This is a genomic window from Shivajiella indica, assembly GCF_042683085.1.
GTDB classification, from domain to species: Bacteria; Bacteroidota; Bacteroidia; order Cytophagales; family Cyclobacteriaceae; genus Shivajiella; species Shivajiella indica.
On record NZ_JBHUIV010000016.1, the window covers coordinates 640,645 to 667,110 of the forward strand.

The 26,466-nt window shown below is 40.2% G+C and carries 23 protein-coding genes; 9 read left to right on the top strand and 14 right to left on the bottom strand.

Annotation, left to right across the window (positions count from 1 at the left end):
• Window positions 1–13: 13 nt before the first annotated feature.
• Window positions 14–1,255, bottom strand: a complete 1,242-nt coding sequence (locus ACFSKV_RS12265) for a dipeptidase (protein WP_380803070.1) — start codon at window positions 1,253–1,255, stop codon at window positions 14–16.
• 179 nt (window positions 1,256–1,434) lie between these two features.
• On the opposite strand from ACFSKV_RS12265, the gene ACFSKV_RS12270 reads away from it, so the two are divergent.
• The 3 genes from ACFSKV_RS12270 (at window position 1,435) to ACFSKV_RS12280 (ending at window position 5,325) form a co-directional block, all read left to right on the top strand.
• On the top strand, window positions 1,435–3,150 hold the full coding sequence (locus ACFSKV_RS12270) for a hypothetical protein (protein WP_380803072.1): 1,716 nt from the start codon (window positions 1,435–1,437) through the stop codon (window positions 3,148–3,150).
• 163 nt (window positions 3,151–3,313) lie between these two features.
• Window positions 3,314–4,315 carry an acyl-ACP desaturase gene (locus tag ACFSKV_RS12275; RefSeq protein ID WP_380803074.1) on the top strand — a complete coding sequence of 334 codons (1,002 nt, stop codon included), beginning with the start codon at window positions 3,314–3,316 and terminating at the stop codon, window positions 4,313–4,315.
• A 155-nt stretch (window positions 4,316–4,470) separates the two neighbouring features.
• Window positions 4,471–5,325, top strand: coding sequence for a pirin family protein (locus ACFSKV_RS12280; protein WP_380803077.1), 855 nt, complete (start codon window positions 4,471–4,473; stop codon window positions 5,323–5,325).
• Window positions 5,326–5,401: 76 nt separating this feature from the next.
• On the opposite strand, the gene nqrE is transcribed toward ACFSKV_RS12280, so the two are convergent.
• From nqrE to cmk, 7 genes are all read right to left on the bottom strand, one after another.
• Window positions 5,402–6,013 carry an NADH:ubiquinone reductase (Na(+)-transporting) subunit E gene (gene nqrE / locus ACFSKV_RS12285; protein WP_380803080.1) on the bottom strand — a complete coding sequence of 204 codons (612 nt, stop codon included), beginning with the start codon at window positions 6,011–6,013 and terminating at the stop codon, window positions 5,402–5,404.
• 15 nt (window positions 6,014–6,028) lie between these two features.
• Window positions 6,029–6,709: an NADH:ubiquinone reductase (Na(+)-transporting) subunit D gene (locus ACFSKV_RS12290; RefSeq protein WP_380803082.1), complete on the bottom strand. Its 681-nt coding sequence runs from the start codon at window positions 6,707–6,709 to the stop codon at window positions 6,029–6,031.
• Window positions 6,710–6,734: 25 nt separating this feature from the next.
• Window positions 6,735–7,511: an NADH:ubiquinone reductase (Na(+)-transporting) subunit C gene (nqrC, locus tag ACFSKV_RS12295; protein ID WP_380803085.1), complete on the bottom strand. Its 777-nt coding sequence runs from the start codon at window positions 7,509–7,511 to the stop codon at window positions 6,735–6,737.
• Entirely contained in the window at window positions 7,498–8,700 is a 1,203-nt protein-coding gene (locus ACFSKV_RS12300) for an NADH:ubiquinone reductase (Na(+)-transporting) subunit B (RefSeq protein ID WP_380803088.1), read from the bottom strand. The genes nqrC and ACFSKV_RS12300 overlap by 14 nt, the downstream gene beginning before the upstream one ends.
• A gap of 3 nt (window positions 8,701–8,703) precedes the next feature.
• Window positions 8,704–10,068: a Na(+)-translocating NADH-quinone reductase subunit A gene (locus ACFSKV_RS12305; protein ID WP_380803090.1), complete on the bottom strand. Its 1,365-nt coding sequence runs from the start codon at window positions 10,066–10,068 to the stop codon at window positions 8,704–8,706.
• 132 nt (window positions 10,069–10,200) lie between these two features.
• Window positions 10,201–11,103: a 4-hydroxy-3-methylbut-2-enyl diphosphate reductase gene (locus ACFSKV_RS12310; RefSeq protein ID WP_380803091.1), complete on the bottom strand. Its 903-nt coding sequence runs from the start codon at window positions 11,101–11,103 to the stop codon at window positions 10,201–10,203.
• A gap of 1 nt (window position 11,104) precedes the next feature.
• A complete protein-coding gene (gene cmk, locus ACFSKV_RS12315; RefSeq protein ID WP_380803094.1) occupies window positions 11,105–11,794 on the bottom strand; it encodes a (d)CMP kinase in 690 nt (229 codons plus the stop codon).
• A gap of 155 nt (window positions 11,795–11,949) precedes the next feature.
• Between cmk and ade the strand changes: the two genes are divergently transcribed.
• Window positions 11,950–13,584 carry an adenine deaminase gene (ade, locus tag ACFSKV_RS12320; protein ID WP_380803098.1) on the top strand — a complete coding sequence of 545 codons (1,635 nt, stop codon included), beginning with the start codon at window positions 11,950–11,952 and terminating at the stop codon, window positions 13,582–13,584.
• A 227-nt stretch (window positions 13,585–13,811) separates the two neighbouring features.
• The gene (locus tag ACFSKV_RS12325; RefSeq protein ID WP_380803328.1) at window positions 13,812–14,951 is read left to right on the top strand and encodes an acyl-CoA dehydrogenase family protein; all 1,140 of its coding nucleotides are present in this window, start codon (window positions 13,812–13,814) and stop codon (window positions 14,949–14,951) included.
• Between the two features lie 284 nt (window positions 14,952–15,235).
• On the opposite strand, the gene ACFSKV_RS12330 is transcribed toward ACFSKV_RS12325, so the two are convergent.
• Window positions 15,236–15,457 (bottom strand): CsbD family protein, encoded by a 222-nt coding sequence (locus ACFSKV_RS12330; RefSeq protein WP_380803100.1) that lies wholly within the window; start codon window positions 15,455–15,457, stop codon window positions 15,236–15,238.
• An 85-nt stretch (window positions 15,458–15,542) separates the two neighbouring features.
• Between ACFSKV_RS12330 and ACFSKV_RS12335 the strand changes: the two genes are divergently transcribed.
• Together ACFSKV_RS12335 and ACFSKV_RS12340 are read left to right on the top strand one after the other, a co-directional pair.
• Window positions 15,543–16,331, top strand: a complete 789-nt coding sequence (locus ACFSKV_RS12335; RefSeq protein ID WP_380803103.1) for a glycoside hydrolase family 16 protein — start codon at window positions 15,543–15,545, stop codon at window positions 16,329–16,331.
• A 24-nt stretch (window positions 16,332–16,355) separates the two neighbouring features.
• On the top strand, window positions 16,356–17,228 hold the full coding sequence (locus tag ACFSKV_RS12340; protein WP_380803105.1) for a geranylgeranylglycerol-phosphate geranylgeranyltransferase: 873 nt from the start codon (window positions 16,356–16,358) through the stop codon (window positions 17,226–17,228).
• A 12-nt stretch (window positions 17,229–17,240) separates the two neighbouring features.
• Here ACFSKV_RS12340 and truA read toward each other — a convergent pair whose 3' ends face one another.
• Complete coding sequence (gene truA, locus ACFSKV_RS12345) at window positions 17,241–18,029, bottom strand: tRNA pseudouridine(38-40) synthase TruA (RefSeq protein WP_380803109.1); 789 nt, start codon at window positions 18,027–18,029, stop codon at window positions 17,241–17,243.
• 579 nt (window positions 18,030–18,608) lie between these two features.
• On the opposite strand from truA, the gene ACFSKV_RS12350 reads away from it, so the two are divergent.
• Window positions 18,609–20,156, top strand: coding sequence for an Ig-like domain-containing protein (locus ACFSKV_RS12350; protein WP_380803112.1), 1,548 nt, complete (start codon window positions 18,609–18,611; stop codon window positions 20,154–20,156).
• Window positions 20,157–20,470: 314 nt separating this feature from the next.
• Window positions 20,471–20,932: an IS200/IS605 family transposase gene (gene tnpA / locus ACFSKV_RS12355; protein WP_380803114.1), complete on the top strand. Its 462-nt coding sequence runs from the start codon at window positions 20,471–20,473 to the stop codon at window positions 20,930–20,932.
• Between the two features lie 848 nt (window positions 20,933–21,780).
• On the opposite strand, the gene leuB is transcribed toward tnpA, so the two are convergent.
• Genes leuB through leuC form a run of 4 tightly spaced genes read right to left on the bottom strand, consistent with a single transcriptional unit; the run spans window position 21,781 to window position 26,466 of the window.
• Complete coding sequence (gene leuB, locus ACFSKV_RS12360) at window positions 21,781–22,842, bottom strand: 3-isopropylmalate dehydrogenase (protein ID WP_380803116.1); 1,062 nt, start codon at window positions 22,840–22,842, stop codon at window positions 21,781–21,783.
• The gene (locus tag ACFSKV_RS12365; protein ID WP_380803118.1) at window positions 22,811–24,430 is read right to left on the bottom strand and encodes an alpha-isopropylmalate synthase regulatory domain-containing protein; all 1,620 of its coding nucleotides are present in this window, start codon (window positions 24,428–24,430) and stop codon (window positions 22,811–22,813) included. Before ACFSKV_RS12365 ends, leuB begins: the two co-directional genes overlap by 32 nt.
• Before the next feature lie 23 nt (window positions 24,431–24,453).
• Window positions 24,454–25,047 carry a 3-isopropylmalate dehydratase small subunit gene (gene leuD / locus ACFSKV_RS12370; protein ID WP_380803120.1) on the bottom strand — a complete coding sequence of 198 codons (594 nt, stop codon included), beginning with the start codon at window positions 25,045–25,047 and terminating at the stop codon, window positions 24,454–24,456.
• Between the two features lie 18 nt (window positions 25,048–25,065).
• On the bottom strand, window positions 25,066–26,466 hold the full coding sequence (leuC, locus tag ACFSKV_RS12375) for a 3-isopropylmalate dehydratase large subunit (protein WP_380803121.1): 1,401 nt from the start codon (window positions 26,464–26,466) through the stop codon (window positions 25,066–25,068).

Below are 26,466 nucleotides of genomic sequence, written 5' to 3' on the forward strand. Positions count from 1 at the left end.
TTTATTTGGATACTTATTTCGTCGCTATACTTTCCACCTCTTTCCAAACCCTAAAGAAGTTTTTGTAACATATTTTTTCAATTTCCTCTTTAGAATAGCCTCTTTTCAATAACTCTGCGATGATATTGGGATACATAGAAGCATCTTTTAGACCTTCAGGAAGTGAATCCCCTACTCCATCAAAATCTGAACCTAGCCCTACATAATCTATACCTACCAATTTCACTACATGGTCTATGTGATCGACCACTTTGGAAACATGAACAACAGGTCTTTTATCTAAAGAATAATTTCTGATATACTCTTGGGCTGCCTCATCCCGGTAATTCAGGCTATTCTCTTTTAACCATTCCTGAATATGGGCCCTGATTTCAGCATTTGCATCCGCATAATTTTGATCCAGGAAACTGCCCCCAAATGTAATCATGACCATGCCGTTTTTTTCTGCCAGCTTTTGGATGATTTCATTGGAAACATTTCTTTCAAATCCAGGAGTAAAATCTCTTACAGAACTATGGGTTGCTACAATGGGAGCTTCACTGAGAGCCGCCACGTCAAAAAATGTCTTATCTGTGATATGCGAAACATCAATGATCATTCCCAATCTATTCATTTCCTTAACCACTTCTTTTCCATATTCACTCAACCCCCCGTGCGTCTCAGTATCATCATAGGAGGAATCACCGACCAGGTTGTCTTTACCATGGGTCAAGGTCATGTACCGAATTCCCCTAGTATAAAAATAGGAAACATTCTTGATGTCATCTTCAATAGCTGCTGCATTTTCAATGCCCATGGGTAAAGACAATAAACCTTTTTTGAAATTATTCTCAATCTCTTCAGGTGATTTTGCCAAAGCGAGCTTATCAGGCCAGGTATCCACCATCCTTTCTACCATCATGATCAAGGTATCTGCAAGCCCTTTTGCACCTCCGGTTTCTTGATAGGAAGCAGGGATATAAATTGCCATAAATGGGGCGTCAACCCCTCCTTCTTTAGCCCTAACATAATCTATATTCCCCTCATCACTTCGTGTCATAAAATCAAATACTTCTCCATTTAGGTCATTACCGAGATTGTACATCCTAAATGGCAAATCCATATGACCATCCACAATGATCGTATTATGGGCAATTTCTTTGGCCACTTCCAATCTTTCTTCATCAGAAAGTAGTGTATAATCAACAACCTGTTCTTTATCATTACATGAAAACAGAATCCAGGAGGCAAACATGCTAAGCAATATTTTTTTCATAGTTTCTTTGGTTTGGAATCTAAAATAAACCAATCAATTTGGTTAAAGATGATTAGATATATAAACGGTCAGAAATATGGCTGAAAAAGTAATTTTCCTCCGTTTGTATAATTGAATAAACTCAAGGAAACAGAGTTATATTTTTTGATTATATTCAAAGAACTCTAAATCATTCCCTTATGAGATACTTACTTATTTTGATGGTGGTGGCAACCTTTGGTTGCCAGACCGGCCAATCTCCAAAAATTTCAATCCAAATAGCGCCTGAACTGGAAACTGACCTGAAAGATGGTAGGCTCCTATTTCTTCTTCATCATTCTGAAAATACAGAACCTCGGTTTGCTGTAAATGATGAAGTCACCTCTGCACAGGTAATAGGAATGGATTTTGAAGATTACCAAGAAGGAAGAGGCTTTGAATTTAAGCTGGATGGTTTTGGTTATCCTATAGCTGATTGGAACGATATTCCAAATGGGGAATATTGGGTCCAAGCATATATAGTGAAATATGAGACCTTCAATAGGTCTGATGGACATACCGTGAAAATGCCTATGGATCAATGGGAAGGAAGACAATGGAACCGAACCCCTGGAAATTTGTTCAGCACCCCACAGAAAATTTCCTGGGATGGAAAAACAGGAGTTAAGCTAACTATTGATCAGGTCAATCCACCGGTAAATGAACCTGAGGATACTGAATTCATCAAACACATAAAAATGAAAAGTGAGCTCCTTTCAGCCTTTTGGGGAAGAGACATTTATTTAGGTGCCCATATACTCCTGCCCAGGGATTTTGAAAAAAACAGTAATGAGTATTACCCCTTGATGATATTTCATGGCCACTTTCCCTCAGACTTTGGGGGATTTAGAACAGTTCCACCTGATGAAAATTTGGAAGATGATTATAACCCAAGGTTTGGAATTTATGGCTACAATAAAATTCAACAGCAAGAGGCCTATGATTTTTATCAAAAATGGATCTCTCCCGATTTTCAGAAATTCATTGTCATTGAAATCCAACATGCCAATCCTTTTTATGATGATAGCTATGCGGTCAATTCTGAAAATATTGGGCCATATGGCGATGCCATTACTTATGAACTAATCCCTTATATAGAAAAACAATTTCGTGGCATTGGAGAAGGATGGGCCAGGTTTACCTATGGGGGATCCACAGGTGGCTGGGAAGCCCTGGCTGTACAGGTTAAGTATCCTAATGAATACAATGGCTGCTTTGCAGCATGTCCTGATCCCATTGACTTTAGAGCATATACCACAGTAAATATCTATGAGGATAAAAATGCCTATTATATCAAAGGTCCTTTCCGAACCACTGACAGGGTGGGAAAGAGAAATTACCTTGGACATGTTTCTGCCATGCTCAAAGATATGAATCATAAGGAATTGGCACTAGGTGGGACCAAAAGTCTTTCTGGAGATCAGTGGGATATTTGGCAGGCGGTATATTCACCTGTAGGCAATGATGGTTATCCAAAACCCATATGGGATAAATTGACAGGTGAAATAGATCAAGAGGTTGCCAACTATTGGAAAGAAAATTTTGACCTCCGGTATATCATGGAAAGGGATTGGAGTAAAATCGGTAAAGAATTAGAAGGGAAAATCCATATTTACTGTGGTGACATGGATAATTACTATCTCAACAATGCCGTTTACCTTACTGAAGATTTCCTGGAAAGTACAAAAAATCCTTATTATGGAGGTGAGGTATTATATGGAGATAGGGCAGAGCATTGCTGGAACGGAGACCCAGAACTTCCCAACTATATCACCAGATTGCGATATAATACGATGTATTTGGATAAAATCGCCAATCGACTAAAGGCAACTGCCCCTTCTGGTTTTGACCAAAAAACATGGACTTTGAAAAAGTAAACAATCTTGCTAATAGAAACCCAAATCAGAAATCGGGTTTCTTTGTAAAGTTTACAAGTTATTGTCCTTATCTTTAGAGATTAATACAAGATAAAAGAGGTCCTGAAAGAAAGCCTATTGGGATTGTAATTTCAAAACCCTATTTATCGGAAAGTATCAAAAAATGAATAAATCAGAAAAAATCGATTACGAATTAGAGAAAAACATGGAAGTCATCTCACAGTTGGATGGCTATGTAAACCATGCAGTGGAAAATATATTAGTGGATCCTGATGAATGTTGGCAACCTTCGGACTTTTTGCCGGACATGGCCCAGTTGGATGCATTTGATGAGGTCAAAAAATTACAGGAAAGGGCAGCCAATATCCCAGATACCATCATTACTTCCTTGATAGGGAATATGATCACCGAAGAAGCCCTTCCAAGTTATCAAACCTATTTCAATCTACTTGAAGGCATCAATGTGGAGGGAAGTTTATTAAGTAATTCAGGTTGGGTAAAATGGTCAAAGGCCTGGACAGCAGAAGAAAACCGCCATGGTGATTTATTGAATAAATACCTATATCTCTCCGGGAGAGCGGATATGAAAAAAGTAGAACAGACCATTCACCGCTTAATCTATAATGGATTTGATCCCCGTTCCGAGAAGGACCCCTATCAAGCCATTATTTATACCTCCTTTCAGGAAAGAGCAACCAAAATTTCTCATGTAAACACTGGTAAACTGGCTGATAAAGCCGGGGATGATGTCCTTTCCAGAATCTGTAAAACCATTGCAGGAGATGAAGCTAGGCACGAAAAAGCGTATAAAAGCTTTATGACACAGATTTTTGAAATCGACCCAAGTGGTGCCATTTTGGCTTTTGAAAAAATGATGAGAAAGCAAATAGTGATGCCTGCTGTACTAATGGGAGAGGGAAGCAGCAATCCCAATTTATTCAATCAGTTTTCCGCCATCACACAAAAAATTGGTGTTTACACAGGTTGGGACTACGCAAGGATTATTGACCATTTGGTCAAACTTTGGAAAATTGAAAACCTTACCGGCCTGTCCGATATGGCGGCCAAAGCACAGGACTACCTTTCCAATTTGTCCGATCGCTACATGAGGTTAGCGGACAGAATGAAAGCACCAGATGAGATAAGCTTAGCTTGGTTAAAATAATAAAAAAGCCTGAAGTTCCTTCAGGCTTTTTTCATTTTCAAAATCTACCTACTTCTACCGAAACTCCAAATCCCCAAAAATCACCCAGTAATTTTTATTAAAATGGAACAAAACCCATAAAATTTGATTTATATGTCTATACATACGTTTGCATCATGAGAACAATCAAAGCCATACACAAAGCAAATTATCATCCAATCGCTGACTTGATCACCTATAATCCATTGCCTTCACCTAAATTAAGGCAGATAGATCCATTTATATTTTTGAACCATCATGGTTACCAAAAATATAAACCCAACAATCATGGACTTCCATTTGGTCCTCATCCCCATAGAGGCATGGAAACAGTGACTTTTATCTTGGAGGGAGATATCATGCACAAAGATTCTGGGGGGCATGAATCGGTCATTGAAGCAGGAGGAATTCAATGGATGACTGCTGGAAGTGGCCTGATCCATGCAGAAGTATCCTCAGACAAATTTAAAAAAGAAGGCGGAGACCTGGAAATTCTACAGTTATGGGTGAATCTACCTGCAAAATATAAAATGACCAAGCCAAGGTACATTGGTTTACAAAAAGATGAAATCTCTTCATTCTCCTTGGATGAAGGCAAAGTAAATGTGCAACTGATTGCAGGTGAATGGGGCGGGAATAAAGGGTCATTTGAAACGCTTTCCCCCATTTTTCTAAGCACCATCTATTTAGATAAAGGCAGTAAGATTCAAAAGGAAATTCCTGCCAAGGAAAATATTTTCTTTTATGTAGTAAGGGGAAGTGTGAAAATATTAGGTGAAGAAATTCCGTTCAGAAATCTGATCGAATTCAATCATGACGGGGATACGCTGTCCTTTGAGGCTACCGAAGACGCTGTAATTATTTTGGGTCATGCCTTACCGTTCAACGAGCCTATGGTAGCCCAAGGCCCTTTTGTGATGAATACACAGGCAGAAATTATGGAAGCCTATCGTGATTATCAATTGGGAAAATTTGGCTCTTGGGATCATTAAGAATTTAATATAGAGAATTGAAAATAAAAAAGCCTTGAGGTTCTCTCAAGGCTTTTTACATATTATGAATAGCAGATTAAAGGTCAATTCCCATGAATGACATGAAAGCGATACCCATTAATCCAGTTAAAAGCATGGTAATTCCCAAACCTTTCAATCCGTTAGGAACGTTTGAATACTTTAATTTTTCCCTGATAGCAGCCAAAGCAATAATGGCAAGGAAGAATCCGGTACCTGATCCAAACCCGTAAACAGTAGCTTCTGCCAAGGTGTAATCCCTTTGGGCCATAAATAGAGAACCTCCCAAAATAGCACAGTTTACTGCGATAAGGGGAAGGAAAATTCCCAAGGCACCATAAAGAGCAGGAGCAAATTTTTCAACTACCATTTCCACCAACTGTACCATAGCAGCGATAATGGCAATAAACATGATAAATCTCAGGAAGGTCAGGTCGATGGTAGCAAATGATTCACCTAGCCATGCCAAAGCCCCTTCTTTTAGAACGAATTCATTCAACAACCAGTTGGTTGGCGTCGTTACGGTTAAAACAAAAATAACTGCTGCACCAAGACCCAAGGCAGTACTTACTTTTTTGGAAACGGCCAAAAAAGAACACATTCCCAAGAAGTAGGCAAATACCATATTATCGATAAAAATCGATTTTATACCTAAGTTAATTAATTCCATTTCTTCTCTAATTTATTAGTGTTCAACATAACCCGTTTTGGTACGCTGTACCCAGATAATCAATCCAAGTATGATGAATGCACCAACCGGTGAAACCATCAGACCATTGGTTGCAAAGCTAAAGTCATCCCCGATAAAACTTGCCAGGGTATCATAAACAGGTACTCCGAAAACAGAGCCTGATCCAAGCAATTCCCTGAAGAAAGCTACAGCAAGAATGATCCATGAATAACCCAAGGCTGAGCCAAATCCATCAAGAATAGAATCGTAAGGTTTATTGCCCAAAGCAAATGCTTCCAAACGTCCCATCACAATACAGTTGGTGATGATCAAGCCTACAAACACAGATAGTTCCTTATACATGTCAAAAGCAAAAGCTTTCAAAAATTCACTTACCAAAGTTACCAATGTTGCCACTACCGCTAACTGAACAATGATACGAACCCTAGTTGGAATCGTATTTCTCATCAAAGAGATGGTTAGGTTGGACATGACAACAACAAATATTACAGAAATCGCCATAACCAGAGTTGGCTGCATTTGTGTGGTAACTGCAAGTGCAGAGCAAATACCCAAAACCTGAATGGTAATCGGGTTATTGTCCACCAAGGGATCTGAGATTAATTTTTTTCTTCTTTTGGACAGAAGTTCCTCAGCGGGTTTTTTAACTTCTGCAACTGTAGTTTCTGTACTCATTATTTTAAGATTGAAACGTTCAAAATCAATTTAAAGAAGCCATTTCAGTTTTTTGGGAAGACTTTTGTTTCTCCAAAAATGCACTGTAATGTTGAAGGTAATTTCTAATCATATCATTTACCCCGTTGGCCGTAATGGTTGCTCCAGACATTCCGTCTACTTTATGGGGATCTGAGGAATAATCTTTTCCCTCTCCTTTTTGCATCACTACTGACTGGATTTGACCTGAAGCATCAAAGATTTCTTTACCCTGATACCTTTCCTGAATAGTTGCTGAAGTGATTCTAGCACCAAGGCCTGGGGTCTCTCCTTTATGGGAAAAGGTTACCCCTTCGATAGTGTTCAGATCTGTCTGCAAGGCAAGATAACCCCAGATTTCATCCCACAGTCCTGCTCCGTAAACTGGTAGAACATAAGACTCAACTGCCTCTGGGTTGCCTTCAGCATGGAAAATAAATATTGGATACATTCTTTTATCTGCAGGCATTTTGTAGTTTTTACCCACATTTACCTTTTCTGCCATCAATGGATTCCCATCTGCATCTTTTTCTAAAATATTACCATTGATATCCACCACTTTAGAAGCTATTCTGTTTTCATAAAAAGCCAAAACTTCATCTGCCTTCATGGCTTTCAATTGATCTGCATCTATAACTGCACCAAGGATTTGCTTCTTGGTATCAAGTTCTTCGGCCTTTCTCTGCATAGGACCCAAAACCTGAGAAGTCCCTGACAAAAGTAATCCCAAAACAATAGTTAGAATTACGGAGAAAGTAATGATATAAGCGTTAGACTGTTGCACGTTGTAACCTCCTTTTCTTATTAGCTTTAACTACATAATAATCGATTAATGGGGCAAACACGTTCATGAAAAGAACAGCCAGCATAATCCCTTCAGGATAAGCTGGGTTTGTCACCCTAATGATGACTGTCAATACCCCGATCAGCAGACCATAAATCCATTTACCTGCTTCTGTTTGGGCTGCTGAAACTGGGTCAGTTGCCATGAAAACAATTCCGAAAGCCAAACCTCCCATTACCCAATGGTATTGAGGTGCCATGGCCATATATTCGTTGGCTGCAAAAAGATTCAAAATAAGGCCCATTGCATAAGCTCCTGCAAATCCACTTACTATTATTTTCCAGCTGGCTACACCAGTAGCGATCAAGATGACAGCACCGATCAAAGCCATCAAGGTGGAAGTTTCACCAATAGACCCAGGAATCAAACCAATAAAAAGATTACTAAAACTGAAAAGCCCATCACCAAGTACAGTATTATGTTCCGCTAAAGCTTTGGTTACAGGCTCTCCATCCACACCGGCTGTATAAGCAACCGCCAAGGCAGTAGCTCCTGAAAAGCCATCCACAGGGGTTTTATCACCAAGATAAGTCCAAACCTGATCACCTGAAATCTGCGCAGGATACGCAAAATAAAGGAATGCCCTTGCTGTCATGGCTACGTTCAGGATATTCATTCCCGTACCACCAAAAACTTCTTTTCCGATTACCACAGCGAAGATGGTTGCTAAAGCAACCTGCCAAAGTGGGACGTTTGGAGGCATTACCAAAGCAATCAACATACCTGTTACCAGAAAACCTTCACTAACAGGGTGATTTCTTATCACACAGAAAGTAAACTCTGTCGCCAAACCTATGGCATAAGAAACAATAAGTATCGGAAGCACAGAAATGAGTCCGATCAACACCTTGTCAAGGAAAGTTGCTTCAACTCCTGTAGCAAGAAAATGCTGATGTCCAACATTGAAAATCCCAAATAAAAGCGCAGGAACCATGGCAATCACTACGGTAATCATGACCCTTTTAAGGTCAACGGCATCTTTGATCTGGGTTCCTTTTGAACCCGTAATTAAGTCAGGTGCAAATGCTATTGTTCTATGTCCTTCGTATAATGTATGGAATTTCTCCCACTTTCCGCCCTTCTCAAAGTTTGGCTTAAGATTATCGAAGAGATTTTGTAATGCTTTCATATGTTAACTATACATTAATAATTCAATCCCATTTCTCAATATTCCCTGCAATTCATTTTTTGAGGGATCAACAAATTCACAGATTGCCACATCTTCTTCAATGAGTTCATAAATTCCCAATTCTTCCATTTCGTCAAAATCTTCGGAAATGATAGCTTTGAAAAGGTATGTAGGCAAAATATCCATAGGTAGGACTTTCTCAAATACACCAGTGACCACAAAAGGTCTTTCTTCTCCATGCGTATTGGTATCCACAACATATTCCTTTCCTTTATTGAGGAAAGATAACAATCCTATAGCCTTATGGAAACTAAGTTTTGTGGTACTAGGTTTTATCCATCCCAAAAATTCCTCATAATCACCCTCAGGGATGATGGTGATCTGGTTGGCATAAAAACCTAAATATCCGTTTTTGCTGATTTTTTCTCCTGTCAAAACATTCCCTGAAACAACCCTTATGTGGTTCTGTTTTAAATTTCCTTCTACCAAGGTATCCGCACAGGCTCCGACATATGTTTTGAAATATCCTGTTTTTGTAGCTTCTGAACCGGTTACTGCAATAATTTTGGAGGCATCATATTTACCTTCAAGGAAGAGTTTACCTATCTGGCAGACACCATAAGGACTGACAGTCCATACAATATCACCTTTATTGATCGGATCAAGATGGTGAATTTGAACACCAACATTACCTGCAGGGTGCGGGCCACTGAATTTATTGACCTCAACTCCTTTTATATTGGAAAAAACAGATGGAGTTTCTCCCTCTGCATTCAGGTTCAAATGAATTTTGCCGGACGTTAATTTCGACAAAACATCAATTCCGGCCTGAAAATTATTCTCTTCCCCTTGAAGAGTGATACTGTAATCAGGTGCCAAAGGATTGGTGTCAAAAGCTGAAATAAAAATGGCCTTAGGAGTATCCTCAGGATTGGCCACAATCCCAAATGGCCTTTGGATAATCTGGGGCCAGACCCCGGATTTAGTCATTTGGCCTATAGCGTCCTCTTTACTCAAAGATTGCAGGGTGGATCCTGAATATTTATCAAAAGATTCATAAGAAATTTTTGAATCAGCAAGGATTTTGATTTCTAAAAGCTTCCTTTTGTCACCTCTTTTGATTTCGACAATTTCACCGGAAACTGGAGCTACATACTGCACCCTATCCATAGCTTTGTCAAACATAATGGGGGTGCCTGCTTTCACTGTATCACCTTCATTTACAGTTACTTTTGGTCTTTGTAAGCCCGGGAAATCTGTGGGCTTGATCGCAAAAGTCTTGGCGGGTTGAAAGTCTAAAATTTGCTTTTCAGCCTTTCCTACGAGCTTAATATCGAATCCCTTCTTAAGCTTTACTGTTTTTGACATATGATTTTTGAACTGAATGGTCTTTTGAAAAACGCCTCAAATCTAATAAAATAGATCAGTTAATAGAAGATTATTTTGCTAATATTTGTGAGTATTGATACATAGCTCCAAGATTTTTGATGGATGGTCAGATCATTTATTTTCCAACATCAAACCTTCTTCCAATGAATTGATATGTTGCATGACTTGCTCCATCAACCACATTGGTGTGGAGGTAGCCCCACAAATTCCGACCTTATCATTTGGTCTAAACCATGAAGGATCTATTTCTGTTTCGTTTTCTACGAAATAGCTCCTGTCATTTTCGTTTTTACATACCTGATATAAGGCCCTTCCATTAGAACTTTTCTTTCCGGACACGAAAATAATGACATCGTTTTCCTGCGAAAACTTTTGAAGTTGTGGTTCCCTATTAGAAACCTGCCTGCATATGGAATCATTGGCATTGAAATCCAATTCGTTCAGCTCTCCTTTTTCCGCTTTGATCCTATCTTCAATTTTCGCCTTTAATTCATAAAACCCTTTGGTACTTTTAGTGGTCTGGCTGAACAAAGTCACAGATCGGGAATAATCAATTTTATCCAAATCTTTGTCTTCCATGACCACAATGGCTTTTTCCAAGGTCTGTCCAGTAAGTCCTATCACTTCTGCATGGCCTTTTTTACCATAAATGACAATCTGGCCATTTTCTTTTTCCATCTTATCAAAGGCTGTCTTCACCCTGTGCTGCAGTTTCAAAACTACCGGACAAGAGGCATCTATAAGCTCTATGTTATTTTCAATGGCCATTTTATAGGTTTCAGGCGGCTCACCATGGGCCCTGATCAATACCTTACAGTCACTCAATTCCTGGAGTTGGTCTCTGTCTATCACCACCAAACCTTTCTCACTTAGCCGCTTTACTTCCATATCGTTGTGAACAATATCACCTAAACAATAAAGTTTATCCGACATTTCCATTTCATCTTCTGCCATTTTAATGGCGAACTCAACACCGAAACAATAGCCGGAATTTTTATCAATGGTTACTTCCATATTATTTACTATAAAGGACTATCCTATCTTTTGCAAACGAAACAATTTGATTTACCTGATCATCAAATTCCAAATGACTCGTATCCAATTCCACCGCATCCTTCGCCATTAATAACGGACTTTCTTTTCTGGTGGAATCCATCTCATCTCTTTCAGCAAGATTACGTACAATTTCATCAAGTGTTACCTGCTGACCCTTTTCCTGCAGCTCTTTCAGTCTTCTTTTCGCCCGGATGGTCAGATCCGCTGTCATAAAGACCTTTAATTCCGCATCCGGAAATACTACCGTACCAATATCCCTGCCGTCCATTACCACACCTTTATTTTTCCCCAGATCCTGTTGCTGGGAGACAAGCTCTTCCCTAACTTCTTTGATTTTACTGACTTCACTGACATGATCAGAAACTCTCAGGGACCTGATCTCGTTTTCTACATTCTGCCCATTAAGAAAAGTCTCCTGCTTTCCTGTTTCCGGATTAAATTCAAAAGAAATCTTCAGCGTTTCAAGGCTGGAGGCCACATCTTCCTTATTTTCCAAATTTACCTTATGGTTCAAAAAGTGTAAAGTGGCAGCCCGGTACATGGCACCTGAGTCTATATAGGTATAGCCTAAAATTTTGGCAAGTGCTTTCGCAGTTGAGCTTTTACCACATCCTGAAAATCCGTCTATCGCAATTACAATTTTTTGCATTTAAGAAAAGTAGCCTTTGCTTTTTTAAATTATAGCCGCAAATATAGTAGTTTTAAATCTATTTTCTTTCTGATTTAAATGTATTACACTACTATGTAAGGATAATCCATTTTAATGTTGAAATGTGAAAACCCTATTCCTTAAAACCGATCAAAATGACTTCATTTAAACTTTCCGGAAATATCGTTGATATTCCTAATCGTGAAATTTTTACCGCTGAAATAGAAGTGGTTCAAGAGAAGATAGTATCCATCAAAAAAATCCCTCAAAAGCCTGACCTCCCCTATATAATGCCCGGATTTATAGATGCACATGTCCATGTGGAATCCTCCATGTTGGTCCCTTCGGAATTTGCACGGTTGGCAGTCTGCCATGGTACAGTGGCCACAGTTTCTGACCCCCATGAAATCGCCAATGTCTGCGGAATGAAAGGAGTAGATTATATGATTGAAAACGGCAAAAAGGTCCCCTTTAAGTTTTATTTTGGAGCACCCTCCTGTGTACCTGCCACCCCATTTGAAACTGCAGGGGCTGAAATTTCTGCTCAGGATATCGAAGAACTTCTGAAAAGTAAGGAAGTACGCTATTTGGCAGAAATGATGAATTGGCCAGGCGCAGTAAACAGGGATCCCATAGTTATGGAAAAAATAGCCTTGGCAAAAAAATATGGCAAACAGGTTGATGGTCATGCCCCAGGCCTTAAAGGGGAAATTGCTGCAAAATATGCCAGTGCAGGAATCACCACCGATCATGAATGTTTTACCTTGGATGAAGCTTTGGACAAAGTGAAATTGGGGATGAAAATAGCCATCAGGGAAGGAAGTGCTGCCAAAAACTTTGACGCCTTGATTGATATCATCGATGATTATCCCGGAATGGTCATGTTCTGTTCAGATGATAAGCACCCTGACAACTTGGCTATCGGCCATATCAATGAACTGGTTGTAAGGGCATTGGAAAAAGGAAAGGATCTCTTCGATGTGTTGGGAGCTGCATGTATCACCCCAATCCATCATTATCATATGGAAGTAGGCTATCTTAGACTTAATGACCCTGCTGACTTTATTGTGGTCGAAGACCTTAAAAACTTCCGTGTTAAGGCTACCTATATCAATGGAACCAAAGTAGCCGAAAATGAAAAAAGCCTTATTCACTCCGTCAAAAACGGAATCATCAACAATTTCAAAACGCATCCAAAAAAAGAATCAGACTTTCAAATTACCGCCAAAGGATCGAAAGTAAGGGTCATCGAGGCCTTGGACGGCCAATTGATCACACCCGAAATCCAGGGGTCCATCAGAATAGTGAATGGGATGGCAACATCCAATGTTGATAAAGACATCCTTAAAATCACAGTCGTCAACCGCTATGAAGATTCCCCTCCAGCAGTGGCATTCATCAAAAATTTCGGATTGAAAAAAGGGGCCATTGCCTCTTCTGTCGGACACGATTCCCATAATATCATTGCAATAGGTGTTGATGACATATCCTTATGCCGGGCGGTCAATCTCATTATTGAAAAGAAAGGTGGAATTTCAGTAGTGGGCCCAGATCAGGAAATGGTGCTTCCCCTACCTGTAGGGGGTATCATGTCAGCAGAGGATGGGTACAAAATAGCGGAGGCCTACACCAAAATTGACCTGATGGCCAAAAATCTGGGATCTAAACTCCAATCTCCATTTATGACCCTCAGCTTCATGGCGCTTTTGGTCATTCCTGATCTGAAATTAAGCGATCAAGGCCTCTTCGACGGTCAAAAATTTGATTTTACCGAGTTGTTTTTACCCTGATTTTTAAAATCCGGGAAAATTTTACATGATTTCTATCAGAATATTATTCCGATATAATATAAAATATAAGAAAAAAATTTTGATTAGGATTCCTGGGACTCTTAAATAAGTACGCCTATGTTTGACGATTCAAAAGACCTGCAATAAAGTGGTCTGGAATAGCAAACCATTGTGTTTCACAACAAGTTAGTATCTTAGGAGAACATAAACCCAAATATACTATTATGATGAATTTTGATTTGAATGAGAATCAGGTGATGATTGCTCAGATGATCCGGGATTTCGGAGCAAAGGAAATCAGCCCTTATAGAAAAGAATGGGATGATAAGCAGCATTTCCCTTTGGAACTTTTTAAAAAATTGGGAGAATTGGGATTAATGGGGGTTTTAGTGCCTTCTGAATATGGAGGTTCAGGATTTGGGTATTTTGAATATGTAACCGCAATTGAAGAACTGGCAAAATTGGATCCTGCCATTGCCCTCTCTATGGCCGCACATAATTCTCTCTGTTCAGGTCATATCATGATGTTCGGCAATGAAACACAAAAGAAAAAGTACATGCCCAAATTGGCCAGTTGCGAATTTTTGGGTGCCTGGGGACTGACTGAACCCAATACAGGTTCGGATGCGGGTAATATGAAGACAGTGGCTATAAAAGAAGGAGAGCATTATATCATTAATGGTGCCAAGAATTTCATAACCCACGGCATATCCGGAGATGTGGCGGTGGTCATCGCAAGAACAGGGGCTATCGGGGATTCCCATGGCATGACGGCATTTATAGTGGAAAAAGGAACCCCAGGTTTTAAAGGTGGAAGAAAAGAAGACAAATTGGGAATGAGGGCTTCCGAAACAGCAGAGATGATTTTTGAGGACTGTAGGGTGCATGAAAGTCAGGTTTTGGGTGAGGTGGGGGAAGGATTTATACAATCCATGAAAATTCTGGATGGAGGCAGGATTTCAATTGCCGCCCTTTCTCTGGGGATTGCAGAAGGTGCCTTGGAGGAATCCATTCAATATTCCAAAGAAAGATATCAGTTTAATCAGCCCATCAGCAAATTTCAGGGTATTTCCTTCAAACTGGCAGATATGGCCACACAGGTGGAAGCGGCAAAATTGCTGACTTTTAAGGCAGCTGATCTTAAAAACAGAGGGCAAAAAGTTACCATGGCCAGTGCTCAGGCAAAATATTTTGCATCAGAAGTTGCGGTTTCTGTAGCCAATGAGGCAGTTCAGATTTTTGGGGGTTATGGCTTCACCAAGGATTATCCGGTAGAAAAATATTACAGGGATGCAAAACTCTGCACCATCGGTGAAGGTACTTCCGAGATACAGAAGATTGTGATTTCGAGGGAAGCGCTTCGATAATATTCAACACCGAATTTTATTTTCCCACCAAGGCGCAAAGCACCACCAAGAAATATTAAACTTAGTGCTTCTTAGAGGCTTTGCGGGATAATTTTATTCTCCCACCAAATTCAAGTTCCCGGAAAAAAATTTCACACGGCGAACGCAACTAATTCCGCAACGACCGCTGCGTGAAACAAAATTCCATGCTAGACAATAAATGGGCTTAAGAATTTGCTCACACCAAGGCACAAAGTACCACCAAGAAAAATAACCTTGTGCTTCTTGGAGGCTTTGTGGGATAATTATTTTTTTTGAATTTCGGACGCCTCTTCCTCCTTTTCTCCAAATAGAAACTTCGTAAGTTCAGCTTTCGCAGCACCTGTTTTCTTTTGTATCTTGCCCAACAGCTGATCTTCTTGACCTTCTGCATAAACCAGATCGTCATCTGTCAGCTCTGCATACCTTTCTTTCAATTTACCTTTCAGTTCGTTCCAATTTCCTTTTATCTTTAATTCAAGTGACATATCATTTAATCTTTAGAGTTTAACATAAAATTTAAATAAAATAAAGCAAAAGCTATTCCAAAACACCTATTTTAAAATTTAATTTATGAAAAATATAATATTTCCGATATATATCATATTTCTTTTTTCCTGTTCTTCGCCCAAAGAAGTTTCAAACCTAATCTGGTCTGAGGAGTTTGATTATGAGGGCCTTCCAGATCCCGAAAAATGGGTATATGATCTGGGAGATAATGGTTGGGGCAACAACGAACTGCAGTATTACACAGAGAATAATTTGGAAAATGCCAGAGCAGAAAAGGGCATCCTGATCATTGAAGCACATCAGGATAGCAGCTTTGAAAAAGGATATTCCTCAGCCAGGCTATTGACCAGAGGAAAAGCTTCCTGGAAGTATGGGTATATAGAAGTAAGGGCAAAACTTCCCAAAGGAGTGGGCACTTGGCCAGCCATCTGGATGCTGCCAGAAGAAAACAAATACGGAGGATGGCCAAAGAGCGGAGAGATTGATATCATGGAACATGTGGGGTATGATCATGGAACCGTTCATGGGACTGTGCACACGGAAGCCTTCAACCACACCAAAGGAACTCAAAAAGGTAAGACCATCCAGGTAAAAGACTGCTCGGAAGAATTCCATGTCTATGCTATCGACTGGCAGGAAAACAAAATCGACTTTTACATGGATGGGGAAAAGTACCATACCTTTGAAAACACCAAAGGAAGCTGGGAGGAATGGCCTTTTGACCACGCTTTCCATTTGATCCTGAATATTGCTGTAGGGGGAAATTGGGGAGGTGCCCAGGGAGTAGATACCGAAATCTGGCCACAACGTTTGGAAATTGATTATGTTAGGGTTTACAGTGCTGCTCCGTAGGTACAAAATTAGTAATATTGGGCCATGAAAGTCTCCTCATACACCAAAAGCTTTACCTTTTGGAGTCTGCTTAAAATCAGTAGGCCAATCAATTTGGCCATATTGGGATTTGCCCAATTGATGACTGCCCTTTTTTTGGTGGAGACCAACCGCAAAGGCCTTCCTGTATACATGGACATCAATCTTTATTTGATCATTTTTTCCACCATTTTGATCGCTGCAGCAGGTTATATGATCAATGACTATTATGATGTAAAAATCGATTATGTAAACAAACCTGATGAGGTAATCATTGGACGTGGGATGAAAAGAAGGGTGGCTATTTTTTTCCATACCATACTGAATTTCGCAGGAGTTGGGATTGGGCTGATCGTAAGTCCCCGTATCGCAGTAATCAATTTCATGGCTGCATTTTTACTTTGGCTTTACAGCAACTCCTTAAAGAGACAACCTTTTATCGGTAATTTTACCGTAGCTCTTCTGACAGGTACCTCTATTTGGATGATCGGATTCTACTATCAAAAATCCGTTCTCTTGGTACTTACTTATGCGATTTTTGCCTTCTTTGTCAACCTGATCCGGGAAATTATCAAAGACATAGAAGACCGTGAAGGAGACCGAAAACACGGTTGCCGTACCCTGCCCATTGTATTTGGATTCCGCAATACCAAAAGGATCATCTTTATGATTGCCTTGGTCTTTGTCATTTCCATTTTGTACGTTACCTTCAGGATCAACAATATCCTTTTGTTTTTTTATTTCGGTATCCTGAGTATCCTATTTTTTGTATTTATGTACAAAATCTACATGGCAGACCGAAAGGCCCATTTCAGCCAACTGAGTATTCTGTCCAAATTGCTGATGATGGCAGGAATTATCAGTATGGGTTTCCTGTAAAAAGTGTAAAGGTTATTTATCCATCCTGAATGCCAGGTCCCAAAGCACCAGGCCATTGGCAGGGGCAGTGATGGCGATGGGCTTTGCCTCCTTTTCCTGTAAAGCATTACGGATCTGATACAAACTGATTTTTCCCGTTCCCAGATCAATTAAAGCAGTAGCCATTATCCTCACCTGATAACGCAAAAAACCCTCTCCTTTGACCTTAAAGACAAAGCTATCCCTGGGCATATCACCTTGTCCAGCTTGGGGATGAAAGTCAATGGAGGATTCAAAAACCGTTCTGAAATAGTTGACCGTAACTTTATCAATTGAGCAAAACCTACGGAAATCGTGGGTTCCGATAAACAATTTCGAACCTGCCTTCATTAGGTTCAAGTCGTACTCACCTGGAAAATAAGATAGGGTGCCCGCCAAAAAAGGATGGAATTTGTCTCCCATGGCAAAATGATAGCGGTATTCTTTCCATAACACATCTTGGATAACATTAAATTCTTTGTGTACGGCATTTCCTTCCAGTATACGGATATCTGAAGGGAGATTGCAGTTCAGCTGGTAGATAAACTCCTGGATTTCAAGGGAATGTTTTAAAAAAAGTTCAAAAGCCCCCCTGTTACAGGAAACCCCTGAATCGGTTCTACTTGCGCCAAGAACTGTAAAATCTTCATGGCCCAACACATAACGAATGCCCCTCTCCAGACTTCCCTGGATGGTTTTTACACCTTTTTGCCTTTGCCAACCAGCGTACCGCAATCCCAGGTATTGAATATAAAAAAGGTAGGTATGGGGACGTGTCTGCATACATTGAAAGTTTTACCTGCCAAAAATAAGAAAAGCCTTCGAGGTAATCTCAAAAGGATTGGGAATACCCCAAATCCATATTGCTTGAATCCCATCATGACCATAATTAAGGTTTATTTATGGAGCTCCTTGATTGCAAAATGGTTTATTACTAAAAATTCCGTAAAAAGTCAAATGCACTGATCAATAGAAAAGTGAAATTAGGATAATTTAAAACCTTTTAAAAACCCAATTTTTAGTTAAAAATTAGGGTTTTTATAAAAAAAATTGAAAGAAATTGGTAATTACTTCTACCCAAAGCAATGAAATTTTTTGACATATGTCAAAAAATTTAAGTTCAGAAATTCTAAAATTAGTTCTGTTACTAAATTCATAATTTATACTATTTTATAAAAATTATAATTTTTTTAATATCAAAATTGAAAATCGTATGATTTAATAAATTCCAAATTAAATATTGTAGTGTCAAGTTTTATTTTTTGCTTGTAACGACATTTAATTCCATTCGAAATACATTTTTGGCCATTCATTTATCTAGAACTAAATTGAGTCATTACTTAAACGCTTAAGTTAAAATCTATGAAAAATTTTTACAACGCTATTTCTCCGAACAAGGTTTGGATAATAGCCCTTGTTGTCATCATGGCAGCATGTACCCAGTTTGAGGCCATTGAGCCCGATAAAGCAACTTTAGAGCAAAGCGCAGAGGAAATGGCTGCGGCATTTGGTTTGAGTCCTATCGGTAATGGATTGGAAAATGCGAGGGCTCCTTTAACAGGAACCGCTTCTACACCAAAGTCTAATGGTGGAATTACGCCATATATTATTCCTGGTGCAAATCAAGGTGGCAATAGAACTTGTGCTGAAGTAGCAACCGCATACGGTATCCCTTCTTTTGGAACTTCCTTTGAACAAATTAATGCAGAAGACTTTTCTGGAAATCAAGCTACATTTGGTGCCATTACTGCTACAACAGATGGAACTCTTGTTTCTTGGACTATTGACGTTCCTGATGGGTATTGTGTCAAATACCTTGCAGCAGTTGTTAAGGGTTCCAATGATGCTAATGTTTATTTCTATGAAGGAGATGTAAGAAGTGATTCTGGATTGGCTTCTCCTCCAAATTCTAGTGGAGAGCCTGCTGGATTAAGTAATCTTCGTTTTTGCTACACCTTGGAGGAAAAGCCAAAAGCACCAGAAGTAGTAGGTGATGAGGCATGTGATGAAGATGGCTTGGTATTGAGAGCAAAATTGAAGGATGGTTCTACCACTCCGGACGGATATACACTTCAATGGTACAAAAAAGTAAATGGTGAATTTGTAGAAGTTGATGATCCAAAATTGGATGAAGTAGGCACTATTGACTATTATGCTGCTTTTGTAAACGGTTGTTCAAGTGATTTTTCAGAAAAAGCCACTTTGACTATCTGGGCTTTGCCTGCTGCACCGATATCTGGTGGAGATCAAGAAGGGGATTGTAATGATGTACTTACTGCTACTGTTAAAGATGTTCCTAATGGAATCACAATCGTTTGGTACGATAAAGATGGAAATAAAGTTGATGATCCTTCCTTATCTTATGATGAATCAATAGGTGGTGATCAAACAGTGACTTATTATGCTGAGGCTGTAGATGATAAGACAAAATGTGCCAGTGAAAGGACGGCGGTTAAACTTACACTCAAAGAATGTGATGAACCATGCTTCGATTTCGTTTGGAAAGGTGAGACTGCCTGGGCAGCAAATGGAAATACTTCTGGAACTTTAAGGTATAATAATCGGGGCAACTGGGCTACTTATACTGCTTATTCAGGAAGTGCCAAATCAGTAACCCTGTTTGCTGGGCAGACAATGAATGCCGGTACAGTGGCATTTTCAGCCGCAAGTGGAGGCAAGGTTACAATTACCATTTCTTTGAATGATGGATGGAGATTGAAGAAAGGAAATGAAGCTGTCAAAATCCAGGGCTATTCTTCTGCTCCATCAGGAAACCCTTCTCCGGGACTATTTACGACCTATAAAGGGAATTCGGTCTCAATCACAATACCTCAAAGCGCCTTCTACGGTGTCCATTTGGATGTTGAATGGCAAACAAAAGAACAAATAGAGGTTGAATGTCCTGTTTAAGATTACATAGTAAAAAATAAAAAATCATAAAAAACTAGAAGCCGGTAACTTAGAGTTACCGGTTTTTTGTTTTTGATTAGTGATATACCCATTTCCCTTATTTTAAATTTTCATTTTGTTGTTTTCTAACCCTTCTAGGATATTACCGCATTGTGCCAGCGGCACAACCTATCGGTAGCAAAAACCCCGACCGATCAACCCCACCATCCTGTAGGGATGGTCTGAAAAATTTAACTTATCCGTTTAATATGACTCAATTTCTTTTATGTCTGTATCAACATTTTTAATTTCATATTCTAAAATTTTTTAAAACTATGGCAAATACATATACCCAAATTCATATTCAGGCAGTTTTTGCGGTGAAAGACAGGGCCAGTTTAATCCGCACTGAATGGAAAGATGATCTTTTCAGGTACATGACAGGAATAATTCAAAAAAGAGAACATAAATTACTGGCCATCAATGGGGTTTCTGACCATGTATATATTCTAATTGGACTTAGGCCTTCACAATCAATTTCTGATTTGATGAAAGAAACAAAAATCGGATCTATGAACTTTATTAATGATTCCGGTTTGACTAAATCAAAATTTTCTTGGCAAGATGGATATGGGGCATTTTCTTATAGCATGTCCCATATCAGCAGGGTGATTAAATATATTCAATTACAGGAGGAACATCACAAGAAAAAGACCTTTTTGCAGGAGTATACCGAGATGTTGGATAAATTTCAAATCCCATTTGAGGAAAGGTATTTATTTAAGCCGGTGATGTAAAAGGGGATTTTTCAATAGGCAATCCCTACAGGATTGGCCGGCGAATTCAATTGTCAATTTGCTACCGATAGGTAATCCCTATGGGATTGATGGGAGGTATCAACCAATTCATTTGCTACCGATGGGCAATCCCTTTGGGATTGGTGAACACGATTGCACGTTATTTTGCTACCGATAGGTAATCCCTAACGGGATTAATGCCCACAACAAAACGTTGATCGCCTTACGATGTGCAATCCCTCTGGGATTGGAGGCTAGCATCAACCAACGTTCCACCATGATTTGAAATTGACCTAATCCCATATTTGGTTATTATCAATTCATCACAACCCTATCACCTGCACGGCTATTACCGAATTGTGCCAGAGGCACAACCCATCTGTAGCAAAAACCAACCAATGAACCGCCCCACCATCCTGTAGGGATGGCCTATATTATACACACCTTTAATATTTCAATAGGCAATCCCTACAGGATTGATGGGCAGAATCTACCCATTCATTTGCTACCGATAGGTAATCCCTACGGGATTGGTGGAAACGATGAGACGTAAATTGGCTACCGATAGGAAATCCCTATGGGATTGGTTATGCTTATTATTGATTTTTTCTCAATGGAAAAATTTCGGAAAATTAAAAAAAACCGAATTTATCCGGGTTTCTCATAGATTAATCACCAATTCCAGCTCATTAATGAGCCCCTTAATACTTACACTTCTGAATGGTTTTCTCCTTCCCTGCATCCTGGCCCCTCTCTATCCCGAACTATCGGGACCACTGAACATTTTGTTAACGCTCGGTCCCGAAATCCGCCCTCCCCCTTTTTCCTTTTGCCTTGGCTCTTACTTCTCAGACATTCTCCGCCAACCAATCCCCCACCTCAGAGGTCTTATACGCTTTTCCGCCTTCGGCAATGTCCTCTGTCACGACTCCCTCTGCCAAAGACTTATTCACCACATCGGTGATGGTCTGTGCCTCAGCTTTCAGCCCAAAGGCATAATCAAACATCATAGCTGCTGACAATACCGTTGCCAAAGGATTGGCAATATCTTTTCCTGCAGCTTGTGGATAGGAACCATGAATAGGCTCAAACAATTTATTCTCTGTCCCTAAAGAAGCTGAAGGCATCAATCCCATAGAACCGGAAATCACCGATGCCTCATCGGTCAAAATATCCCCAAAAAGGTTCTCAGTAATCAGGACATCATATGCTTTTGGCCATTGGATCAAGCGCATGGCCACGGCATCTACAAATTCATACTCTACCTTCACATCGGGATATTCAGGAGCCAATTCCTGAACGGTTTCCCTCCATAACCTGGAAGTGGCCAAGACATTGGCCTTATCCACACAGGTCAATAATTTTTTTCTTTTCTGGGCGGCTTCGAAACCCATCCTTGCCAAGCGGGTGATCTCTTCTTTGGAATACACATTGGTATCAAAAGCCTTGGTCCCCTGCTCATTCCTTCCCCTCGGCTCACCAAAATAAACCCCACCGGTTAGCTCCCTGAAAAACACAAAATCCACACCCTCTACCCTCTCGAGTTTCAAAGGTGACTTATGAATCAGAGAAGGGAAGGTAAAAGTTGGTCTCACGTTGGCAAACAAGCCCAACTTTTGTCTCATTCTCAACAATCCCTGCTCAGGTCTTACTTTCGACTTGGGATCATTGTCATATTTTGGATCCCCGATGGCCCCGAAAAGTACTGCATCTGCTCTTAAGCATACTTCATGGGTAGCATCTGGATATGGGTCACCTGTTAAATCGATGGCAGTTGCCCCCACAGGTGCCTCTTCAAAATGGATCGTATGACCAAATTTATTGCCGACCGCTTTAACAACTTTTACAGCTTGGGCTATTACTTCAGGACCAATGCCATCACCCGGCAGCAGTGCGATATTCATTTCCATATAATGTCTGTTTTTCTATATCGGAATTGCTTTCTTTGGCCACTTCAGGACCGGCATTTCCTAAGTCTATTTTGTCTATAATATTCAACATTTTCTCCGTTGCCTTCAATGCAGCAACTGTCTGATCACTATCCAACCCTTTGGTTTTAAAGATCCTTCCATAATCCCAGGTAATCACTGTCTCCACAAAGGCATCTGTCTTGCCCCCAGGAGGGATAGTTACATGGTAATTCGTAAGTTTCGGCAGTTCTTTATGGATAGATTTGTATATTTTACTCAAGGCCTTCATAAAGGCATCGTATTGCCCATCCCCGGAAGAGCCCTCTTCATAACTCTCCCCATTGATATTCATTTTCAGCTGAACAGTAGGCCTCAATCCTTTGGAATGGCTTAGGTTATAACCTTCAATGAAAATGTTATGGGAAATGGAATTGTTCTGAAGCACATCGGAAATAATATAGGGCAAATCCTCTGTTGTAACCCTTTCTTTCTTATCACCAAGTTCGATGATTTTCTGGGTCACTTTGGCCAACTCATCCGGTTCAAGAGAAATTCCTAGCTCTTGAAGATTTTTGACTATATTGGCTTTGCCCGAAGTTTTCCCCAAAGCATATTTCCTTTGACGGCCGAAACGTTCCGGCAACAGGTCATTGAAATACAGGTTTTTCTTATTGTCCCCATCTGCATGGATACCGGCAGTCTGAGTAAATACATTCTCTCCTACCACGGGTTTATTGGCGGGGATATGCTGGCCTGAAAACTGTTCTACCAATTTACTCACACGGTAAATCTTATTCTCTTTGACACTCAACCTGAAATCGGTGAAGTCTTTGATGACCGCAATGACGGATTCTAATGGGGCATTCCCAGCTCTTTCCCCAAGTCCGTTCACTGTGGTATGTATTCCGCTGACTCCATTATAAATGGCTTCCAATACATTAGCAACGGATAGATCATAGTCATTATGCGCATGGAAATCAAAATGAGTATCCGGAAATTCAGTCGTGATTAACTTTACAAAATGAGAAACTTCACGGGGATTCAGGAGTCCTAGTGTATCTGGCAGCATGATTCTTCGGACCTGCAATTTGGTCAGCATGGCAATTAGGTCAAGGGTATAATCCATGGAATTCCTCATGCCATTGGACCAATCCTCAAGATAAACATTGACGCTAATTCCTTTGGACCTAGCATAGCCCACACAACCTATAATATCCTCAAAATGCTCTTGTTGACTTTTCCTCAATTGGTGGGTCAGGTGGTTAAGTGATCCTTTGGTAAGGAGGTTCATTACTTTTCCACCGGCTTCTTCAATCCAATCCACAGAGGCAGGGGTATCCACAAAACCTAATACCTCCACCCTGTCCAGATATCCCTTTTCCGCAGCCCATTGGGTAATCTTTTTCACACCCTCCTTTTCTCCCTCAGAAACCCTGGCGGATGCTACTTCTATCCTGTCCACCCTCAATTCCTCCAATAGCAATTTAGCTATTTGGAGCTTTTCAGAAGGAAGAAAAGCAACACCTGAGGTTTGTTCACCATCCCTCAGGGTTGTATCCATGATTTCTATTTTTCTTTGATACCCCATTTAAGTTAAGAATTCAGATTTATCTATACTTTATGTTGTGCAAAGCTGATGATCTCATCCTTGATGTTTAGGAGATAATCAATGTCATCAAAACCGTTTTTCATATTTTCCTTTTTGTAGGAATTGATGTCAAACGGCTCAGACTGCCCTGTGCTGAGCAAGGTGATGGTCTGCTTGTCCAAATTAACTTCTACCTCTGTCTTAGGGTTTTCCTCAATCGCCTTAAAAAGAACCTCAGCAAATTCCGGAGTAATTGTGACAGGGAGCACGCCGATATTCAGGCAATTGTTTTTGAAAATATCTGCAAAAAAGCTGGAAACCACACATCTAAATCCATAATCATAAAGGGCCCAAACTGCATGTTCCCTACTGGAACCCGAACCAAAATTCTTCCCGGCCAATAGGATTTTACCAGAATAGGTTTGGTCATTGAGCACGAAGTCTTTTTTGGGATTCCCTTCCACATCATATCTCCAGTCTCTGAACAGGTTATCACCAAAGCCTTCCCTTTCGGTAGCTTTTAAAAACCTGGCAGGAATAATCTGGTCAGTATCCACATTTTCGGTAGGCAAAGGCACCACCGTACTTTTCAATACATTAAATCTATCGTAAGGCATGAATTATCTTTTTTGGTATTAGAAAACTTCTCTTGGATCGGTGATTTTTCCAGTTACTGCCACTGCGGCTACTGTAATAGGGCTGGCTAACATGGTTCTGGCACCTGGACCCTGACGTCCTTCGAAATTCCTATTGGAGGTCGAAACCGCATATTTTCCCGAAGGAATTTTATCCTCGTTCATCGCAAGACATGCAGAGCATCCGGGTTGTCTCAATTCAAAGCCTGCTTCTTCGAGTATTTTCACCAGGCCTTCCTCATGTGCCATTTTTTCAACTTCTCTGGATCCTGGCACGATCCAAGCGGTGATATTATCTGCCTTTTTCTTACCTTTTACAAAGTTGGCTACTGCACGGATATCTTCAATCCTTCCATTGGTACAACTTCCCACAAATACATAATCCACTGTCTTCCCTTTGATAGGTTCACCTGGAGCAAAGCCCATATAATCCAAAGACTTCAGGTAGGTAGTCTTATTGCTACCTTCCATACCTTCGGTAGTGGGGATTCTGTCTTTGATTTTGATACCCATTCCTGGATTAGTCCCATAGGTAATCATAGGCTCAATATCATTGCCGTCAAAATGGTACTCCTTGTCGAATACAGCCCCTTCATCGGTCTTCAAAGTTTTCCAATAAGCAACAGCATTATCCCATTCTTTTCCTTTAGGGGCATATTGTTTGCCTTTCAGGTAATTGAAGGTGGTCTCATCCGGAGCAATAAGTCCTCCCCTGGCCCCCATTTCTATACTCATGTTGCAGATGGTCATCCTGGCCTCCATGCTGAGACTGGTTATGGCTGAACCTGCATATTCAACAAAATAGCCTGTTGCTCCGGCGGCTGAAATTTTCGAGATGATATAGAGAATAATATCTTTGGAAGTAACACCCTTTCCAAGAGTACCATCTACAGTGATCCTCATTTTCTTGGGCTTGGACTGCATGATACATTGGGTGGCCAATACCATTTCCACTTCAGAGGTGCCAATACCAAAAGCAATGGCACCGAAGGCACCGTGGGTAGAAGTATGGCTGTCCCCACAAACGATGGTCATTCCCGGTTGTGTTACCCCCAATTCAGGACCGATCACATGAACGATACCATGATGGGCAGAACCTAAGTCATGAAGTTCAATACCGTATTTTTTGCAGTTATCTCGCAGTTTTTCCACCTGCATACGGGAAAGTTTGTCCTTGATGGTTTTATCCTGGTCCACCGTAGGTACGTTATGGTCAGGGGTTGCTATTGTTCTTTCAGGATAAAGTACCCCAATACCTCTTTTTTCTAAATTAAGGAATGCTACAGGGCTGGTCACTTCATGGATAAAATGCTTATCGATGAAGAAGACATCTGGTCCATTTTGTACTGAGCGTACCACATGGGCATCCCATATTTTTTCAAATAATGTTTTCTTTTCCAT

Bases quoted from the DNA above. Each gene is read 5' to 3' on its own strand.
- ACFSKV_RS12265 (WP_380803070.1), bottom strand. From the start codon at position 1,255: ATGAAAAAAATATTGCTTAGCATGTTTGCCTCCTGGATTCTGTTTTCA.
- ACFSKV_RS12270 (WP_380803072.1), top strand. From the start codon at position 1,435: ATGAGATACTTACTTATTTTGATGGTGGTGGCAACCTTTGGTTGCCAG.
- ACFSKV_RS12275 (WP_380803074.1), top strand. From the start codon at position 3,314: ATGAATAAATCAGAAAAAATCGATTACGAATTAGAGAAAAACATGGAA.
- ACFSKV_RS12280 (WP_380803077.1), top strand. From the start codon at position 4,471: ATGAGAACAATCAAAGCCATACACAAAGCAAATTATCATCCAATCGCT.
- nqrE (WP_380803080.1), bottom strand. From the start codon at position 6,013: ATGGAATTAATTAACTTAGGTATAAAATCGATTTTTATCGATAATATG.
- ACFSKV_RS12290 (WP_380803082.1), bottom strand. From the start codon at position 6,709: ATGAGTACAGAAACTACAGTTGCAGAAGTTAAAAAACCCGCTGAGGAA.
- ACFSKV_RS12300 (WP_380803088.1), bottom strand. From the start codon at position 8,700: ATGAAAGCATTACAAAATCTCTTCGATAATCTTAAGCCAAACTTTGAG.
- ACFSKV_RS12305 (WP_380803090.1), bottom strand. From the start codon at position 10,068: ATGTCAAAAACAGTAAAGCTTAAGAAGGGATTCGATATTAAGCTCGTA.
- ACFSKV_RS12310 (WP_380803091.1), bottom strand. From the start codon at position 11,103: ATGGAAGTAACCATTGATAAAAATTCCGGCTATTGTTTCGGTGTTGAG.
- cmk (WP_380803094.1), bottom strand. From the start codon at position 11,794: ATGCAAAAAATTGTAATTGCGATAGACGGATTTTCAGGATGTGGTAAA.
- ade (WP_380803098.1), top strand. From the start codon at position 11,950: ATGACTTCATTTAAACTTTCCGGAAATATCGTTGATATTCCTAATCGT.
- ACFSKV_RS12325 (WP_380803328.1), top strand. From the start codon at position 13,812: ATGAATTTTGATTTGAATGAGAATCAGGTGATGATTGCTCAGATGATC.
- ACFSKV_RS12330 (WP_380803100.1), bottom strand. From the start codon at position 15,457: ATGTCACTTGAATTAAAGATAAAAGGAAATTGGAACGAACTGAAAGGT.
- ACFSKV_RS12335 (WP_380803103.1), top strand. From the start codon at position 15,543: ATGAAAAATATAATATTTCCGATATATATCATATTTCTTTTTTCCTGT.
- ACFSKV_RS12340 (WP_380803105.1), top strand. From the start codon at position 16,356: ATGAAAGTCTCCTCATACACCAAAAGCTTTACCTTTTGGAGTCTGCTT.
- truA (WP_380803109.1), bottom strand. From the start codon at position 18,029: ATGCAGACACGTCCCCATACCTACCTTTTTTATATTCAATACCTGGGA.
- ACFSKV_RS12350 (WP_380803112.1), top strand. From the start codon at position 18,609: ATGAAAAATTTTTACAACGCTATTTCTCCGAACAAGGTTTGGATAATA.
- tnpA (WP_380803114.1), top strand. From the start codon at position 20,471: ATGGCAAATACATATACCCAAATTCATATTCAGGCAGTTTTTGCGGTG.
- leuB (WP_380803116.1), bottom strand. From the start codon at position 22,842: ATGGAAATGAATATCGCACTGCTGCCGGGTGATGGCATTGGTCCTGAA.
- ACFSKV_RS12365 (WP_380803118.1), bottom strand. From the start codon at position 24,430: ATGGGGTATCAAAGAAAAATAGAAATCATGGATACAACCCTGAGGGAT.
- leuD (WP_380803120.1), bottom strand. From the start codon at position 25,047: ATGCCTTACGATAGATTTAATGTATTGAAAAGTACGGTGGTGCCTTTG.
- leuC (WP_380803121.1), bottom strand. From the start codon at position 26,466: ATGGAAAAGAAAACATTATTTGAAAAAATATGGGATGCCCATGTGGTA.